The sequence below is a fragment of the Sphingobium sp. LB126 genome, from assembly GCF_002795205.1.
GTDB lineage: Bacteria > Pseudomonadota > Alphaproteobacteria > Sphingomonadales > Sphingomonadaceae > Sphingobium > Sphingobium chungbukense.
Map to the genome: position 1 here is coordinate 24,434 of NZ_NETV01000009.1, position 16,824 is coordinate 41,257.

16 protein-coding genes and 2 pseudogenes are annotated in these 16,824 nt (G+C 61.4%); 8 read left to right on the plus strand and 10 right to left on the minus strand.

Going from position 1 to position 16,824, the window contains the following annotated elements; translation table 11 throughout:
* Positions 1 to 38 precede the first annotated feature (38 nt).
* Entirely contained in the window at positions 39 to 422 is a 384-nt protein-coding gene (locus CAF53_RS26800; protein ID WP_100240134.1) for a hypothetical protein, read from the plus strand.
* A 15-nt stretch (positions 423 to 437) separates the two neighbouring features.
* Here CAF53_RS26800 and CAF53_RS26805 read toward each other — a convergent pair whose 3' ends face one another.
* Genes CAF53_RS26805 through CAF53_RS26815 form a run of 3 tightly spaced genes read right to left on the minus strand, consistent with a single transcriptional unit; the run spans position 438 to position 2,950 of the window.
* The gene (locus CAF53_RS26805) at positions 438 to 953 is read right to left on the minus strand and encodes a Tn3 family transposase (RefSeq protein ID WP_277949240.1); all 516 of its coding nucleotides are present in this window, start codon (positions 951 to 953) and stop codon (positions 438 to 440) included.
* A 36-nt stretch (positions 954 to 989) separates the two neighbouring features.
* Positions 990 to 2,348, minus strand: a complete 1,359-nt coding sequence (locus CAF53_RS26810; RefSeq protein ID WP_007015766.1) for a hypothetical protein — start codon at positions 2,346 to 2,348, stop codon at positions 990 to 992.
* The gene (locus CAF53_RS26815; protein WP_026109404.1) at positions 2,345 to 2,950 is read right to left on the minus strand and encodes a recombinase family protein; all 606 of its coding nucleotides are present in this window, start codon (positions 2,948 to 2,950) and stop codon (positions 2,345 to 2,347) included. The genes CAF53_RS26810 and CAF53_RS26815 overlap by 4 nt, the downstream gene beginning before the upstream one ends.
* Before the next feature lie 147 nt (positions 2,951 to 3,097).
* Between CAF53_RS26815 and CAF53_RS26820 the strand changes: the two are divergent.
* A pseudogene (locus tag CAF53_RS26820) lies at positions 3,098 to 6,030 on the plus strand (Tn3 family transposase).
* 27 nt (positions 6,031 to 6,057) lie between these two features.
* On the opposite strand, the pseudogene CAF53_RS26825 reads toward CAF53_RS26820, so the two are convergent.
* Positions 6,058 to 8,430 (minus strand): annotated as a pseudogene (locus tag CAF53_RS26825) (Tn3 family transposase); the annotation flags it as partial.
* 94 nt (positions 8,431 to 8,524) lie between these two features.
* Between CAF53_RS26825 and CAF53_RS26830 the strand changes: the two are divergent.
* Entirely contained in the window at positions 8,525 to 9,154 is a 630-nt protein-coding gene (locus CAF53_RS26830; RefSeq protein WP_100239814.1) for a recombinase family protein, read from the plus strand.
* 1,369 nt (positions 9,155 to 10,523) lie between these two features.
* Here CAF53_RS26830 and CAF53_RS28975 read toward each other — a convergent pair.
* Both CAF53_RS28975 and CAF53_RS28980 read right to left on the minus strand, forming a co-directional pair.
* Positions 10,524 to 10,757 carry a hypothetical protein gene (locus tag CAF53_RS28975; RefSeq protein ID WP_242443712.1) on the minus strand — a complete coding sequence of 78 codons (234 nt, stop codon included), beginning with the start codon at positions 10,755 to 10,757 and terminating at the stop codon, positions 10,524 to 10,526.
* A gap of 11 nt (positions 10,758 to 10,768) precedes the next feature.
* A complete protein-coding gene (locus tag CAF53_RS28980; protein ID WP_347337882.1) occupies positions 10,769 to 11,020 on the minus strand; it encodes a type II toxin-antitoxin system HigB family toxin in 252 nt (83 codons plus the stop codon).
* Between the two features lie 717 nt (positions 11,021 to 11,737).
* On the opposite strand from CAF53_RS28980, the gene CAF53_RS26850 reads away from it, so the two are divergent.
* The 5 genes from CAF53_RS26850 (at position 11,738) to CAF53_RS27430 (ending at position 15,285) form a co-directional block, all read left to right on the plus strand.
* The gene (locus CAF53_RS26850) at positions 11,738 to 12,295 is read left to right on the plus strand and encodes a helix-turn-helix domain-containing protein (protein WP_242443713.1); all 558 of its coding nucleotides are present in this window, start codon (positions 11,738 to 11,740) and stop codon (positions 12,293 to 12,295) included.
* Positions 12,296 to 12,301: 6 nt separating this feature from the next.
* Entirely contained in the window at positions 12,302 to 12,826 is a 525-nt protein-coding gene (locus CAF53_RS26855; protein WP_242443714.1) for a hypothetical protein, read from the plus strand.
* 3 nt (positions 12,827 to 12,829) lie between these two features.
* A complete protein-coding gene (locus CAF53_RS26860; RefSeq protein ID WP_059153721.1) occupies positions 12,830 to 13,108 on the plus strand; it encodes a hypothetical protein in 279 nt (92 codons plus the stop codon).
* A 204-nt stretch (positions 13,109 to 13,312) separates the two neighbouring features.
* Positions 13,313 to 14,056 carry a DUF1629 domain-containing protein gene (locus tag CAF53_RS26865; protein ID WP_148649544.1) on the plus strand — a complete coding sequence of 248 codons (744 nt, stop codon included), beginning with the start codon at positions 13,313 to 13,315 and terminating at the stop codon, positions 14,054 to 14,056.
* Positions 14,057 to 14,844: 788 nt separating this feature from the next.
* Positions 14,845 to 15,285, plus strand: coding sequence for a hypothetical protein (locus CAF53_RS27430; RefSeq protein WP_157801415.1), 441 nt, complete (start codon positions 14,845 to 14,847; stop codon positions 15,283 to 15,285).
* Between the two features lie 13 nt (positions 15,286 to 15,298).
* Here the strand turns inward: CAF53_RS27430 and CAF53_RS27435 are convergent, their stop codons facing one another.
* The 4 genes from CAF53_RS27435 to CAF53_RS29330 form a co-directional block, all read right to left on the minus strand.
* Entirely contained in the window at positions 15,299 to 15,439 is a 141-nt protein-coding gene (locus CAF53_RS27435) for a hypothetical protein (protein WP_157801414.1), read from the minus strand.
* Between the two features lie 2 nt (positions 15,440 to 15,441).
* On the minus strand, positions 15,442 to 15,588 hold the full coding sequence (locus CAF53_RS28985; protein ID WP_242443715.1) for a hypothetical protein: 147 nt from the start codon (positions 15,586 to 15,588) through the stop codon (positions 15,442 to 15,444).
* A gap of 111 nt (positions 15,589 to 15,699) precedes the next feature.
* Positions 15,700 to 16,317, minus strand: coding sequence for a MobA/MobL family protein (locus CAF53_RS26875; protein ID WP_277949243.1), 618 nt, complete (start codon positions 16,315 to 16,317; stop codon positions 15,700 to 15,702).
* Positions 16,227 to 16,448 carry a MobA/MobL family protein gene (locus CAF53_RS29330; RefSeq protein ID WP_347337883.1) on the minus strand — a complete coding sequence of 74 codons (222 nt, stop codon included), beginning with the start codon at positions 16,446 to 16,448 and terminating at the stop codon, positions 16,227 to 16,229. The genes CAF53_RS26875 and CAF53_RS29330 overlap by 91 nt, the downstream gene beginning before the upstream one ends.
* Positions 16,449 to 16,824 lie beyond the last annotated feature (376 nt).

The following is a 16,824-nucleotide window of genomic DNA, read 5'->3' on the forward strand; positions in this document are numbered from 1 at the left end:
GGCATTCGAGGGCTGGACCTTCAAGGGTGGCCCCGCCGATGCCTGATCCCTTCGACCCTGCCGAGTTTGATGCTCCCCCTCCCTCCGATCCCGGCGCAGACTATCGCACCCTGCTCGACGCCATGCGCAAGGCCGGGGCCGAAGGGGTCGCCCAGCAGGTCGCCGCACTGGCCCAGAAGATCGAACAGGACGCCCGCCAACGCGCCGAATGGACCGCACAGGCAGGCGCGGGGGTCAGTGCCCTCCACCGGGCCGCTGGGGAGCTTCAGCGGGTCAGCGCAGGGGTCTGGTGGGATCGCCTGAAGGAATGGATCACCGCCGCCCTCATCGGGCTGGGACTGATCTTCGCCGCGGCCCTCGCCTATCGCTGGGCGCAGGAACCCAAGATCGAGCGCCAGCTATACGGGGTCGGTTCCGGCTGAGGGCGAAATGACACCCTAAGCGTCGGCATCCTTCGGCCAGAGGTATTCGCCGGTGAGGAGGATATGCGCCCACCCCAGCGGGGAGACATGGGCCAGCAGATGATCCGGGGTATCGAGTCCTTCGCGACGCCGGGCCTCTACAGCATGGCCGAGATGCAGGGTGTTCCAGTAGACGATGATGGCGGTGAGCAGGTTGAGGCCGGCGATCCGGTAATGCTGGCCCTCCGTAGTGCGGTCACGGATCTCGCCCTGGCGACCGATGCGCAGGGCGTTCTTCAGCGCGTGGTGCGCCTCGCCCTTGTTAAGGCCGACCTGTGCGCGGCGTTGCATGCCGGCGTCGAGGATCCATTCGATGATGAACAGCGTCCGCTCGATCCGCCCGACCTCGCGCAGTGCTGCGGCCAGGTCGTTCTGGCGCGGATAGGCGGCGAGCTTGCGCAGGATGCGGCTCGGCGCGACCTGCCCCGCGCTCATGGTGGCGGCGCAGCGGAACAGGTCGGGCCAGTTGGCCTCTGTGCATTGTAGGGACACGGATTCACGGTAGGCATCGACGTCAGGGGTAGCGAACTATTTGCGCAGGTTCTCGATGCCAAGTTCGCGCCATATCCAAGTGAAGTCGTAGGTGGCCATCGGGTCGTTCGCGTCGAGTTGGCTGCTGCTGCGGTTTTCGAGATGCTTGAGCCACCCGGCTACTCGGTGCCGGCCTGCGGCAGTTTGAACGGCTGCGCGCGGGGTGATGTCGCCGAGCATGCCGACGGGTTCATCGAGCGTCGCGCGGTACTGACGGTCGAGCATGGCATGGATGAGCGGGGTTGCAACCTCTGGCGCAATGGCGGGTGCCGGTTCGGATGATGTCAGCCCCTCGGCCCGCGCCGCCATGGCCTGTTCGACCGTCTCAATCGTGGTCAGCGGCGAGCCGACCAACCCGGCGAGCGCATCGTTGATAAGCGCGGTGCCGCGTTTCGCTCGCTCGGCCGAGGTGACGGCGAGCATCAGGGCGCGGCCTTTCAATTCGACATTGCCGAGCACCGGGGTGCCGTCCGCCATCGTCACACCCCACGCCATGCGCCCGGTGCTTTTCGCTTTTCCGTTCGGTTTCTCGCCCAGCCAGTTCCAAAAGTGCGTGGTTTCCCGCTGAAGCGCAGGGACAGTATCAAGCCGCTCGCCGACCAGCGCCTGGGTCACGCCGCGTGCGAAGGGAAAGCGCACGCGGTGGAACATCACCTCCTCGCCATCAATGTTGTGCAGCGTGGGGATGGGCGCCGGTCCCATGGTCTTGGGAACGACATCGAACAGCCATGCCGTGCTGATGAGGGCCGGAAGTGCAGCCAGATCGTCGGCGTCTAGGTTCAACGCGGTGCGCGGGCTGCGCTTGCCCTTCGAGCGCCGTAGATCGGCGACGAGCGCCTCGGCCGCCTCCATCGTGAACGACAGCACGCCGCCCGACAGGAGGTGCTTGCCTCCGACCTGCACGACGCGGGCACCGATCCTGTCCCATTGCTTCAGCGTCTGCGAGGCGCTGCGCTCGGATACTCGAAGCGGCTCGCCGCCCCGGATCAGGTCGCGCACGAGGAAGCCGCTGCCGGGCTCGACCTCGCTGACCTCGTGGAGGCTCATCACTGACGATCGAAGGGCACGCAGGTAGATTTTGGTCGGGCCGCTCTCATTCCAGCCCCGGCGCCGAATATAGTCATCGACGATGTTCCGGTCGGGTTGGATGGTGCGCGTCAGCAGATCCTCGAACGCGCATCCCCACAACACGCCGGCCCAATGATCGCCGACGATGTCCGCCAGCTCGTCCGCTTCGAAGTCGAACTCCTCCATCGCCAGCCCGAGATGATCGCCGAGCGCCTCGCCCAGATGCTCGCCCCAGGCCGGCGAGGTGGCGAACTTCATGACGCCGGACAGATCGTGACCACGCTTCATGCCTGTTCCCTCTGCTGCTGACTGAATTGCTGGCGGTGCGCGGCGACGATGCGCGAGACGGTGGGTTCACTGACGCCGTAGAGCCGCGCCATCTCGGCACCGGACTTGCGGCCGGACGTGACGGACTCGGCGATTTCGCGGCGCTGCTTGTCGCCGAGCTTGGGCCGACGCCCGCCGATCCGTCCTTCTGCGCGAGCCTGGGCAAGGCCGGCGCTGGTACGCTCGCGGATCATGGCCCGCTCGAACTCGGCGAAGCTTCCCACCATCTGCATCATCATCCGCCCTGCCGCGGTGGTGGTGTCGATCGCCTCGGTCAGTGAGCGGAAGCCCGCGCCTGCCAGCTCGATCCGCTCCATGATGTGCAGCATATCCTTTAGGCTGCGCGACAGCCGGTCAAGCTTCCAGACGACGACGACGTCTCCGTCGCGCAACTGGCCGATCATCTCCAGAAGCTTGGGTCGGTCCCACCGCCCACCGCTGGCGGTCTCCTCGAACACCCGCTTGCAGCCGGCCGCATCGAGCGCGCGCCGCTGCGCGGCGTTCGACTGGTCGTCGCCCTTCGACACGCGGGCATAACCGATCAGATAGGGTTCGCGCGTCATCTGCGTCTCTTTCACAAACGGCCGTATCTGGAGGCGGAAACAGCATGCACCAATTTCCGCAGCCTTGGGTCTTTCACAATCCTCTTTCACTAAGCCAACAAAAGGCAAGAGGTTTTTGGAGGATGAAACATGCCCGCACGTATTCCGATGACCCAGCGGCAGCGCGCCGCGTTGCTTGCTTTGCCCGACAGCGAGGCGGCGGTGGTGCGACATCATGGCCTCGATGCCGAGGACCTTGCTGCGATCGGCTTCGCACGCACTCCGGCGACCCGCTTGAGCTATGCCCTGCAACTCTGCTGCCTGCGCTATCCGGGGCGACATCTGCGCACAGGCGAGCTGTTGCCTGCAATCATGCTCGACCACATCGCCGAACAGGTCGGAGTGGATGCAGGCGTCGTCGCCGACTTCGCGCGGCGAGCGCCGACCCGCTACGATCAGCTTGCCGCCATCAAGGCGCGCTTCGGATTCACCGATCTGAGCCGGCCAGCGCGCGGCATCATGATGACTTGGCTGGAAACCGAAGCCATGGCTATCGTGGACGGGCGCATTTTGCTTGATCGATTGCTGGACGAGCTGCGCACGCGACGCATCGTCATCCCTGGCATCAGCGTCGTTGAGCGGATGGCGGCCGAGGCGATGCTTCGGACGGAAACCGATCTGGTCGCCGCGGTCGATGCTAAACTCGATGCGGATATGCGTCAGCGTCTCGATATGCTGATCGATGAGAAGGTACATGACCGGCAGAGCCGCTTGTCCTGGCTGCGCGAACCAGAGCCCCGCGTCGCGTCAGCCTCGCTTGCCGAAATCCTCGAGAAGGTCGCGATAATCCATAGGACCGGTATTTCCAGCATTCCGGTCGATCCCCTGCACGAGCCCCGCCTGACGCAGTTCGCCCGCGAAGGCGTGCGATATACAGCCCAGGCTTTCCAACAGATGCGCGTCTCCCGCAGGCGGGTCATCCTGCTTGCAACGCTGCGCGAGATGGAGGCCACGCTTACCGACGCGGCGATCGCCATGTTCAGCGCCTTGATGGGACGCGCTCACCTTCGTGCTCGCAAACGCCTGGAGCAGAGGGTCGCGATTTCGGGACGCGAAGGCCGCGATCGGCTGATGCGGATCGCCACTGTGCTGGAAACAGTTAGCCAGGCAGCACGCGCCGGCGGAGATATCGGTGCGGCCCTCAGGGATATCGTGCCTCTCGACATGCTCGATGCTGATGCCGCAATCATCCGTCGTACCGCGGCACCTCACAGGGACGATGTGCTGAGCGAGATCGCAGCCGAATACCGGACCTTCAAGCGAACAGGGCCTCTATTCCTGCAAGCGCTCGATTTCCACGGTCGGGCCGGCACCGCGGCATTGCGCGACGCGATGGCGATCCTGTCGAATCTTGATGGCGACTGGCGCAAGCCCCTCCCTGCCGACGTTCCGCTCGGTCATGTCGAGCGGCGCTGGCACCGCCATGTCGTGGTCGCCGGCAAGATCGACCGGACGCACTGGGAGATGGCGACTTACGGCGCGCTCACCAATGCACTGGCCTCGGGTGATATCTGGGTGCCGAGGTCAAGGCTGCACAGGTCGCTGGACGTGCTGCTCGCGCCGTTATCCGGCGCAGCGCTGCAACCGCCGTTCTCGCTCGGTAATCCACACGCATGGCTCGATCAGCGCGCCGCGCAGCTCGACAGCGCCTTGCGCGACGTCGCCCACAATCTGGCCGGACGCGATGCTGCCCTGTTCGCTGGCGAGCGATTGCGATTTCCCAAGGAACTGCAGGACGATGATGCCAGGCACGACGAAGGACGGCGCCTGACGCTTGCCTGCTACGACATGCTGCCTGCCACGCGTATCACCGACGTGTTGTCGCAAGTCGAACGCTGGACCGGCTTCACCCGGCACTTCGGGCACGTCTCGACCGGGTTGCCGCCTGGCGATGAGCAGGCCTTCCTCGCCACTCTGATTGCCGAAGCGACCAATCTTGGGCTGTCGCGCATGGCCGAGGTATGCGGCGCAGGGTCACGCCGCGCGCTGCTGCGCATGCAGACATGGCACATGCGCGAGGAAACCTTTCGGGCGGCGCTCGCCTGTCTGACCGACGCCATCCACGCCGAGCCGATCGCCGCCTGGTTTGGGCAAGGACACCGGGCTTCCGCGGATGGCCAGGCCTTCTACCTGGGCGGGCCGGGCGAAGCCGGCGGAGCGGTCAACGCCCATTATGGTCGCGACCCAGTGGTCAAGATCTACACCACCATCACCGACCGCTACGCGCCGCTGCACCAGACGGTGATCGCCGGCACGGCAGGAGAAGCCATCCATGCGCTCGATGGGCTCCTCGGCCATGACAGCAACGCCGATCTGACCGCGCTGCACGTCGATGGAGGCGGCGTTTCCGACATCGTATTCGCGACGATGCATCTCCTCGGGCTCGATTTCGAGCCGCGCATTCCTCGCCTGTCCGACCGGCGCCTCTACGCTTTCGAACCCTCGAAGCGCTATGGCAGGCTTGCGCCACTGTTCGGTCACAGGCTCAACCGGGACCTGATCGTCAGCCACTGGCCCGATATTGAACGTGTCATTGGCGCGATCCGTCACCGCACCGTCACGCCATCGTTGATCCTGAAGAAGCTGTCCGCCTACCGCCAGCAGAACAGCCTCGCTGCGGCGCTGCGGGAGATCGGGCGGATCGAGCGCACGCTGTCACGCTCCGCTGGTTCGAGGATCCGGCTCTGCGCCGTACCGTCACTGCCGAGTTGAACAAGGGCGAGGCCCGCAACAGCCTTGCCCGGGCGGTCGCCTTCCATCGGCTCGGCCGTTTTCGCGACCGTGGCCTGGAGAACCAGCAGACCCGAGCGGCCGCGCTCAACCTCGTCACCGCAGCGATTATCCTGTTCAACTGTCGCTATCTGGGGCGCGCCGTCGACGAAATGCGTCGTCGAGGAAGCCCCATCGATCCAGCTATGCTGTCCCGGCTCTCGCCGTTGGGTTGGGATCGCATCAATCTCACCGGCGATTATGTCTGGTCCGATCACCTCGATCTCGACGCCAACGGCCTCATGCCGCTGCTCATCAAACCGCTACCGTGAATCCGTGTCCTGATAATGCACAGGGGCCCAGTTGGAGACGATCAGTGCCTCACGCGCCTTGCCGCCCACCAGCGGGCGCAGTTCGGTCGGCGTGACAGCGGGATCGAAGACGTACAGCCGTTTGGACGGCAGATCGCGGATACGCAGCACGAGGCGATAGCGAGCATGGCGCTGATCCCGAACAGATGGTCGGTGAACCCGCCAGTGTCGGCATACTGCTCCTCGATCCGCCGCCCGGCCTCGTTCATCGTCAGACCGTCGAGCAGATAGGGTGCCTCGCTGACGGTCGCGGGGATAGGCTGTGACGCGAACGGCGCGAAGCGGTCGTTGACGTGGGTGTAGGCCTTGATGCCGGGATCGTTGCCGTAGCGGGCATTGACCGTGTTCATCGCCTCGCCCTGTCGCGCGGCGGGGTAGAACTGACCATCGGCGGACGCGGTGGTGCCCATGCCCCAGACCCGCGCTAACGGCAGATCGCTTGCGCGGCGACCACGGCCGCCAGCGCCTGGTCGATCGCCTCGCTTTCGACATGCCAGCGCGCGAGGCGGGAGAGCTGCCAGTAATCATGGGTATTACAGGCCTCGGCCATCTTGCGCAGGCCGAGGTTCAGCCCCTCGGCGAGCAGTACGTTGAGCAGGCCGATCCGGTCGCTGCACGGCACGCCGGTGCGTAGGTGGGTGAAGGCTTCAGTGAAGCCGAGTGCGACATCGACTTCGAGCAGCAGGTCGGTGATGCGGACAGGCGGCAGGCGACGGTACAGGTCGAGCAGCAGTTCCTCGATCCCGCCCGGCGGGTCGGCGGTGAGACGGTCGATGCGCAGCGTGCCGTCCTCGATACTGCCATGCGGGATCGTCCCATTGCGCGCGGCGCGACCGAGTCGGCCGAGGCCATCGGCAAGCCGGACCTTGCGGTCGGCTAGCCAGACATGCGGGATCGGACGGGACTGCCAGCTTCATGGTACGCGCGACCGTCATCGGCACTAGGACATGGCGCAGGTCGCCATAGCGATGCGAGCGCTCGAGCCAGATGTCGCCGAGCGCAACGCGTCGCGCAGGTGGAACATCACCGCGACTTCACGCATCCGCGCATCGTCACCGCCCTTCAACCGCAGCTGACGACGCCATTTGGAATGCGGGCGCAGGAAGTCGTCGGCCGCCGGCACCCCGCCTTTGGCGGCGATCGCGGTCACCGCGTCGAGCAGGGGGGGCAACCGGCGCGGCTGCGAGGTCGAGGCAGCGCAGCATACGCGGCATACCGGCGGAAGCGGTGATACCCCTGATCGACATGCGCCAGCGGATCGTCGCCGAGCGTGTCGGTCAGCGACCTGGCCGTTGCGACAAGACGGTCGAGCCGGTCCCATCCCGCGCGCGCGACTGCATCCTCCAGCGATGCGCCGTCGCCATGAGCGTCGAGCAGTGATCGGCCGAGCGCCGCGAACCCGTCCAGGGTCGCGGTGACCGCACCTCTGGTTTCCGCAGTACGCGCATCGTGCAGCTGCTTCGCCTCGCGCCAGGTGCGGCCGACGATCCGGTCATGCGTCTCGATCACGGCGTCGGCGGTCGTGGCGGCCCATTCGATAACACAGACCGCGAGGATGGCGCGGCGCCGATCGGCGTTCAGATCGCGCAGGCCATCGGCAAAATAGCGTTCGCCCTGCCGGCGCAACCGGGCGACGCGGTGCGGCGGGATGCCTGCGAGCAGGTCAGCGTTCATCGTGCGCAGGACTCCAACCGGTCGAGCAGCCGGTTCGCCGCGGCGGAATTGTTGCCCGGCTCGATCCGGCGCAGCCAGATGAAGCGACTGACCCGCAGCATCTCGGTCTCAGCAGCGTCGAGCCGGGTGCAGGCGACGCGACCGAGCCGCGCGGCGATCCGCCTCTCGATACCGCGCTCGCCCGACGCGCGTCAGCGCACAGCCGTTCGATGGTGGTGACTGCCGCAGGATGGTCATGGTGTCGGCAGCGGGCAATGAAGCGCCGGGCGAGATCGTCATTCGAGCGCGCCTGTTCGCTTCGGCGAACAGCCAGTTGCAGAACGCCCGGCCGGCGCCCCCTGACCGAGAACATCTTGTACCCGTAGCTTCGGCGCAGCACCTCCAGATGCTGCTGGCGCGTCTGGCGGCGAACAGCGAAGGAGCGTGTCGCCGGTGATGCCGAGTTGGGCACCAAGGAAGGCACACTGCGAGGGGGATGATCTCGCCCGGTGCCAGCATCCGACCGGGATAGCGCAGCGCGCACAGTTGCAGCGCGAAACCGATCCGGTTCTCAGGCCTGCGTCGTCGGTTGATGTGGATCAGGTCATCGTCAGCCAGAATGTAATGGCGGAGCAGGGATGCTTCGTCGGTCGGCAGGTCGAGCAGCGCCGATCGCTGCCGGGCGCTCAGGATATGGCGTCGCGGCATGAGGCATTGTCCCAGTTGATCAGAAGTCTGTTTTGGACAACATTGACCCCACGCGGATCAAGGGTTTTCAAAGCCTAAATCGAGAGGGGTTCAATTGGGACAGCGCGCCGCCATCTACGCAAGGGTTTCGACCGCCGACCAGTCTTGTGAACGGCAGTTGCGCGACCTTGCCGGCTTTGCCGAGCGGGGCGGCTATGAAGTGGTAGAAGTGTTCCGGGAGACCGCCTCCGGCATGAAGGCGAACCGGGCGGCACGTAACCAGGTGATGAAGCTGGCGCAGGCACGCCAGATCGATGCGATCCTTGTGACCGAACTAAGCCGATGGGGCCGATCCACCCAGGACCTGCTCGACACGCTGAACCGATTGTCCGGGTGGCGCGTGTCCGTAGTGGCAATGAGCGGCATGACGTTCGAGGTCGATACGCCGCATGGGCGGATGATGGCCACTTTGCTTGCCGGCATCGCACAGTTCGAGCGCGACATGCTCAGCGAGCGTGTCCGTTCCGGCTTGGCCGCAGCTCGGGCGCGCGGGCGCAAGCTCGGACGGCAACCGGGGGAACGGCCCAAGTCCGATCGGCTTGGGCCCAAGGTGCTGGCGCTGGTTAAAGAGGGGCGCAGTTATCGCTGGATCGCCCGCGATCTTGGCCTGAGCAAGAATACGGTCGCTGCAATCGTGAGCCGGAACAGGCCCAATGCCAAAAATGATCTTGAAATGACGGTATGATTGCCTCCCTAAAAGTTAGTCACCTCAATCCCACTACGGAAGTCCGATATAAAAATGCACGTAGTCGATCGGCGCCTTCTTTATCTATGGCTGTTAATGACGGTAGGAGCCGGATGCGCAATTTTCCTGCCAGCAATTGTCGTTCTTCTCATGCTGACACTTATCGGCATTCCCTTGGCATGGCTGATGAGCCTCACGCCAGGAGCTTGGATATATTTCACGCCGACGCTGGCAACCTATATGATCCTGCGCAGAGTGTCAGGCGGCACTCCGCGCTTGGTAATGTTGGCGGCGGCCATACTACCGCTGGCGGTCGGCTTCGCTATTCCATGGTGGGCCAATGGAATCACTGAACGACGCGTACAAGCGCTGATCGCTCAAGATCACGGCACCCCTCCAATATTGCCCGCAGGTCTTTCCATCACCTATGCAATCGACAAAGGCTTGGGTTCGTCCGGCAAGTGCTGGGACACCTGCCAGCGGCTCCTATTCTCGCGCACGGCAAAAAGCTTATTGAAGTGCCGCTTGATGTGCTGCCGAGGCAAGCCTCGCTCCCGACCCCAGCACGGCGCTTTTCGCTCGGGCCGATTGGACCAGGATGCAACAATACGCGGTTACAGACGACGTATGCCACGAGCGCAGAAATTGGGCGTGAAGTTCACCCCCCACCTCCGCCACTCTCGGACAAACTGGAGGATTTCGCGCGGGAGGGCCTGTGTTTGCATGACGATGCAGTACGGGATGTGAGATCCGACGTCCTCGTCGTCGAGCGGTGGAATTACGATCCCGCATTTCGAGGCTTCCATTTCGAAGGCAAAGGTTATCGCCTTTCGCTGCACCCCATCGTGCCATTCAAACGCCGAGGTGTTCCGACGCACACCTTCAGGCTTGGTTCGGCTTATGCGCCGCACGGAGGTCCGATATGCACGCTTGGCAGCGCCGTTGTGGCTGTCGCCAGGATTCACTTTTGACACGGCATCGCCAACGCACTGGGCTTGGCGCGATGAGCGTGTCATCGGCAGTCCGGTCGAACCCTCTCAGCCAACGCAATGGAATGGGCTCATTGCCAATGATCTGGCGGTGCATGGTCTCAATGAGGCGTATGCGGCTCAATCGGCTTAGGGTGTCATTTCGCCCTGAGCCGGAACCGACCCCTATACGGATGCACCGCCAAATGGGACGCCAAAGCCCAGACGTGCAAAGGAAAATGGGTGCCCCTCTACGAGCAGCAGCCCTGATTTAGCGCGATAATTGATATTCGCGGACAAGGATCGATGCAGGGACATGCCATGCCGTTCGATTTTGCGGATCATGTGGAGGGTCAGCCCCCGCTTGCGGGCCAGAACCTCGGTCGCGCGCGATTGCCCGATCAGGGACGCCAGATCGGCGCGGGTGCGCCTTCCGCCTCCATGGCCGCTTCAATCGCTTCCACCGGGTCCAGCTTGTCGACCGGCCACCGCTTCCGCTCATATTCATCGACCAGGGTTGCCAGCACATCGAGACGATCCTCGTCCGCGCTGCCCGCTTCCGCGCTCCAGAGCGCGCGGATTTCATCGACCGCCGCCCGATGGTCGTCATCATTCCTGATAGGTCTGATATCCATTTGCCTGTCCTTCAAAACTGATCGACGGTCGCGGCGTCGATGCGGTCATATTCAGCATGTGTCCCAATAAACTTTATGAAAGCGATCCCTCGCCGAAAATGGAACGCAACAATCATTCTATGATCTCCGCCCGCCACTTCAAATCTAACCCGTTCCGCCGCCACCGTTTTTGCTTTTGAAAAATCGGCCATGACTTCGATTGTCGAAGACCAGTCCGCATTTTCTGCAACCTCTAGCCAATGTGTCAGTGACGCACGGGTCAGAGGATGCGTCGTGAAAGGCTACGATGTTTTTGCGGGCGATGATCCTCATCAGCAGGCTATGCCATTTCCCAACATGGGAAACAACCCTTAATTCCCATATTGGGAAGCTGTAGAAACTGGCATCAGTCCGGTTTCCCTTTTGGTGCCCGTTAGGGCACGCCAAGCCCTTGGATCGCACAGACCTTCCCCCAACCGCTCCCCTACGCTCTACGAGCGGGAAATCGCCTCCTGTACCCCCTGATAGCCAATTGGGACCTTGCAGCATTGCGCAACGTGGAAGGGGTGCGGATTCCTACCCGCCTATGCCTAGCGTGTGCCGCGACTAGCGGCACTCATCATTCCCGCCGCAGGCGGTCTGATTAGCGAGTTATCCACCCCTCGCCGTCGCCAGCTTTTGGATAGCGCTATGGCGAGGCATGGATAACTCGCAACCCCCTTTCAGGGGTAATCATAAGATCATAGAAGGCAGAGAGAAAAAGACATTGCTAATCAGCATCTTATGAGGGGGGGTAGCTCACCAGCTATGAGCTACCCCTAGCTCACCAGCCATGAGCTAGGTTCGGATAAAATCCGAAAGTTTTTGACTGGAATTAGATCATGGTTCGCGGCATAGACATTTTCGATTTTGTTCAATCGCTTTCAAAATTCATTCATGGGTGAGCTACCCCTAGCTCACGACTGACAAATTTTATCTGCCTGTGGGACTAGGGAGTGCCAATGTCGCAAAAGTCAAAGCAACTAGGTTTGACTACCCCGCCGGGCGGTACATGGGTGCAGACTGATCGCGCTGCTCATGAGAGATGGGCGCAACTGGCTATCGCCAATCCCCGTGCTTCATCGGTGCTTCATGTGCTGGTAGCTCAAATGGGACGGCATAATGCCATTGTGGCCAGCCAAACGACATTGGCAAAGGCAGCGCATTGCTCACTCCCGACCCTCAAGCGGGCTTTGTCCATACTCCGCGAACAGGGGTGGATCGAAGTCCGCCAGATCGGTCCAACCGGGACAGCCTGCGCCTACGTCATCAATGATCGGGTGGCATGGACCGGCAAGCGTGATGGCATCCGCTACAGCCTATTTTCGGCGGCTGTGTTGATCGCAGACGATGAACAACCGGATCGTGAAGAGCTAGGCGCGCAACCGGCGCTCCATCGCCTGCCTAACCTGTTTCCGGGGAGCGCCAGTTGCCAAGCGGTCCCGGCCTTCCTCCCCCGTCTGAACCATCACTACGGGAATGGAACCAGACTTGCCTGCCACCCAACAGCCGGAACCTGACCAGCGATGCAGGAGGAACTCTCCCAGCTAGTTACTGGCCTAGGTAACAAGCTCCGTGCATCCGATACATCGCCCGATGACGATGCAACCGATATAGATACCATACAGGCAAACTTAACAGCGAGTGACACTATGGGTATCACCCTAAGAGAAGCGTCGGAAAAGGTCGGTGTCACCCGCCAAACGCTCATGAAAGCAATCAAGACAGGACGCATTTCCGGCCAAAAGTCAGATAATGGCGAGTGGCGTATTGAGCCTGTCGAACTGTTCCGCGTATGGCCCCCTGTAAATGAGGTGCAGCAACCTTTACAGCCCGATATAACAGGTAGTGACACCCCCGGTTTACAGGCTGAAAACAGGCTGTTGCGTGAGCAGGTTGCGGAACTGCGTGAAGAACGGAACGCTTGGCGAGAACAGGCGCAACGGCTTGCCCTGACCGATCAGCGCGCTGCCCCTCAACCTACTCCACAGCGCGGTTTCTGGTCGCGCCTGTTCAGCCGCCAGGGCGACAGCCCTAGCGGCGAGGAATAAACCATGGATTCTCCAACCGGCCCTTTATGGTCCCAAAAGCAGGCCATTGCCTATGAGGTCGCGCTGGAGGCCATCAACGATGTGATCGCGGGATATAGTGAACAGATCGCGCTAGAGCAGGCCCATCTCGCGCCGAACACAGCCCGGATTACTTGGCTGGAAATGCGAACCGATCAGGCCGTTTCAGTCCACCACTCGCTCAACGTGTGCGATGACGGCAACGTGCAGCAGGTAATTTCAGAATTTAGTGCCATCGTCCGCGCAAGGGAAGAAGGACGCTGATCCTAATGGAACCCGTCGCAAAACGCCTGATTGTCGGACATAGATTTCGAGATGGGTTTTCAAACAACGGCTGCGTGAGGTGCGGTTTTCCGGGCAAGCGAGCCGCATCATCTCGTAAAACAGCGTTTTGAGACGATTAACCGGAAAGCTGCACTCTCGCGCTATGCATCGGACATGCGGGAGGCAGCGTAATGGTTTGGGGGAATGAGCATACCTTCGAGTTTTGGCGATTATTGGCCGGAGGGCGACTTTGAAAGTCTCGACCCGCGTGGCAAAGGCGGTTGGCGTGATCGGCTCAACCGCTATTATCAGAGTCAATCGCCAGAAGTTCAGAGTGCCTTATACGACTATACCCAAGGTGGCGATATAGCCAGTTACCCCACCTATGTTACATCCAAATTTACTCAGGAACTTGGCGTAAGGCCAACCCAATTTCCCGAATTGGCCCCGCTCAACTCGATCAAAGATCATGAGCCACCGCAATGCTATATCACCGCCAAAAGCTATAAGTCGCTTGCTTCGCTCATTTCGTTAAACGGCCTTCTGGCGGTCGATGAAAGAATGAAGGCAATAATTGAGCGGCTCGAGCCGGGTATTCACCAGTTGTTCCCGATCGAAATAAGGATGCCGCGCGGCAAACTATATCCCAAGCAATATCATCTTCTGGTCGTAGGGCAGGATATTGACGCTTTCTCGCCGGAGAAAAGCGAAGAAGGGTCTTATCGATCTTATGGTCCAGAATATTCTGGCTATTATACGCTGATAGACTCGAAAAAGGAAATATCGGGCCTCGCGTTCTCAAAGACTGCATTTGGCCGCGCACATTTGTGGCGTGAGCGTGCACTGAATGGCAAGCTTACCTGTTTATCGGACCAGCTTGAAGCGGAAGCCGTCAAAGCTGGTCTTCGCCTTCCCAAACATTATCGCATGATGGAGGTCTCACCATGATCGAGATTCAAGGTCTGGACTCCATTCCCAAGGAAATTAACGGCGGAGCCATTTGGCATGACACTTTCATAACGGGCTTTGCTCGAAGGCGTTCGCTCAAGCCCCACAGCGGCTGACTTTACCGGGATAGCGATCTCAGCCCGCGAAGCCGTCTAAGCGGCATCTGTCGCTCTAACGGCCGTTTGCCGGAGATCACATGGCGACAGCGGCTATCGCCTGATTGTCGGACAATGCGGGAAATCTAAGCATTAAAGGCATTTGTAACCGTTGTGATTTAGGAAGTTCTCGCAATCGAAGCTGAGGAGGCGGCGTGATTTGGAATAAATCTCAGGGGCGTATCATTCGCGAAATCGTGGTGGATAAGGCTCGATGGGAATCCGATGAGCTTTGGGAAGCTTGACTCGTTCTCATCGTTTGCGGCGCTAGCAATCAACAAGGTGGTCTGCGCGCTGATGAAATTGCTCCAGAGGTACTTTGGAACAGTCAAGTCACATACTATTATGGCCAAGTCCGTCAGAATGGGCATTACATTTATGTCGGCAATTCTGGGTATAAACCTCATAATGTAGAGGCGTGCCGTGCTGGATTGATGGCATGCGGCGCATCCGAAATTGCTGAAATCTACAATGATCTTGCCAATCTGGTGCCTCAAGTCGGTTATGATATTTCAGAGTGGAACTCCCGTTACGATGAATTTCGCAAATCATCGCCACTACGCAAGGATTTCGATGCACTAAACACCCGGCTTTTGCCGTCGATCATGAAAGCTTTCTCCGGCGCAGAATTGAGTGGATCAAGTCACTTCCTCACTTGGAAGTGGTCCCAACCGACGCCATGCAGCATCGGTTGGAACGTCTATTCTCAGCCAACCCTTACGAGATGAGCGACGCGCCATTTTGTTGGAGGAGGAACGCCAACAGGCGGAGGCTTACAGGCGTCAACAAAATCAGCGTCTGTCCACCGTGGAAGATAGAAGGCACGCGAATAAGATACTCGCCAGCTTGCGTCGACTGTTCAAAAACGACCCTCGTAAGGTGGATGTAATTTTTGACATAATAAGAGATCGCACAATTGCATGGCAGGTTGTTGGTGACGCTTATAAAGGTTGGTATCTAGCCATTGATGCAGATCAAGGCATTGCCTTACTTTACGGGAACGATGAAGTAATAAGTGGCCCAAAGAAGTTATCTGAATCTGAGAGTGCTTATTTCACTGATCTTGCGTCATAGGTTTCGTGACGTCCTAACTGCCGACAATCACATGAATCCGCGCATGGCTGACCGGCACACTCACGACCACGCCGCCGCCGCGATCTGGCTGCACGAAAAACCCTGCCGGATTGGGAATATGCACGAAAACCCCGATTTCAGGGTTTTCCGTCATCCTCATCGGCTCATGCCACGATCACGTTGCAGGACCAGCTCGCGCTCATGGAGCAACTGGCCCACCGCGCGCGCCATCTGGGGTTCGCGCTGGATCCGCTCGATGTAGAGATCCTTGGTGTGCTGGTTCGCTCCGTTATAGGCATCCACCGCCTTGCGGAGCGCCTCCGGGGTCGCCTTCCAGTCGCTATTATGGTCGCCATAGCCATGGCCGCCGCCTCGCGCTTCCCGGCAATGGTCCTGAACTTCTCCGCCACTTTCTCACGGTCCTGCACCTGCTGGCGTTCCCTGTGCCTGCTCACGGGTGCGCTCGCGACAAGCCGCTCCTGACGCTGCGCCTCGGCTGCATCGCGCCGATCGCGATCGACCGCGCCGCTCAAGGTGGCCGCGAACGCATGCAGCCTGCCCGATATCGCTGCCCTGCATCGCGCAGCCACTCGGTCCCCGCTCTATATACTGGCGCAGGCCCCGCTGCTCGATGACGCCGGCGTTGTGCTGGCCCACCATCGTTACTGGCTCATAGGCCCGCCCCTCCCGCATGGCCTGATGCTCGGCACGGCGTTCCATCGCCGTCGCGCTCGGCCCCATATGCACGGTCGCCTCCTGCTCGATTCCGCGCCGCTGGTGGCTGCGATGGTCCACCCGCTCCGGGACGTTCGCCCGTTCCAGCGCCGCATTCTGCATCTCGGCCCACCGGCCACGCCAGCGCTCGACCTCCCCGCTCGTCTTCTGGTCCAGTTCGCGGGTCTTCGCGCCCAGCCCTTCCGGGCCGATCCGCCGCGTCGTCGTCAGCAGATGGGCGTGATGGTTGCGATGGTCGCCCTCGCGACCTGGTGCGTGGATCGCCACGTCCACCGCCACCCCATGCCGCTCGCTGATCTCCCGTGCGAGCCCAGCGCAAGCTCGCGCCGCGCCTCGGCCGACAACTCGGCGGGCAGCGCGATTTCATATTCGCGGGCGACGGTCGAGTTCTTGCGCGTCTCTGCCTGTTCGGCGGCGTTCCAGAGCAGGGCCGGTCACTGGCCCACGCCGGGGCGTCGGCGGGCACGACAAGGGCGTTATGTTCGACGCCCTGCTTGCGGTGTAATCATGGACGAGGCCGGTGCGCTCATCCGTGATTTCGACACCCGCACGATAGGCTGCCGCTGCCGTCGCGCTGCGACCGGCGGAACGGCCTATCGTCTTTACCGCAAGATGGAAGCTCGCCATCGCCGCGCCCTTACCTTGCCATGCGGGAGCATGGCGCGGGCGACAGCCCGCTGGGGTTCAGGGTATCCCCTGACGTACGCAAACGCAAGTTTGCATAAGTGCGCCCTTCCTCTCTTTCGCTCGGTCGGGTCCGGTGCTATCAGTATCGCACAGCGAAAGGATTGACCATGGCTGCTC

Excerpts from the sequence above, each read along its gene's own strand:
- CAF53_RS26800 (WP_100240134.1), top strand. The coding sequence starts at position 39 with ATGCCTGATCCCTTCGACCCTGCCGAGTTTGATGCTCCCCCTCCCTCC.
- CAF53_RS26810 (WP_007015766.1), bottom strand. The coding sequence starts at position 2,348 with ATGAAGCGTGGTCACGATCTGTCCGGCGTCATGAAGTTCGCCACCTCG.
- CAF53_RS26815 (WP_026109404.1), bottom strand. The coding sequence starts at position 2,950 with ATGACGCGCGAACCCTATCTGATCGGTTATGCCCGCGTGTCGAAGGGC.
- CAF53_RS28975 (WP_242443712.1), bottom strand. The coding sequence starts at position 10,757 with ATGGATATCAGACCTATCAGGAATGATGACGACCATCGGGCGGCGGTC.
- CAF53_RS26850 (WP_242443713.1), top strand. The coding sequence starts at position 11,738 with ATGTCGCAAAAGTCAAAGCAACTAGGTTTGACTACCCCGCCGGGCGGT.
- CAF53_RS26855 (WP_242443714.1), top strand. The coding sequence starts at position 12,302 with ATGCAGGAGGAACTCTCCCAGCTAGTTACTGGCCTAGGTAACAAGCTC.
- CAF53_RS26860 (WP_059153721.1), top strand. The coding sequence starts at position 12,830 with ATGGATTCTCCAACCGGCCCTTTATGGTCCCAAAAGCAGGCCATTGCC.
- CAF53_RS26865 (WP_148649544.1), top strand. The coding sequence starts at position 13,313 with ATGAGCATACCTTCGAGTTTTGGCGATTATTGGCCGGAGGGCGACTTT.
- CAF53_RS27435 (WP_157801414.1), bottom strand. The coding sequence starts at position 15,439 with ATGACGGAAAACCCTGAAATCGGGGTTTTCGTGCATATTCCCAATCCG.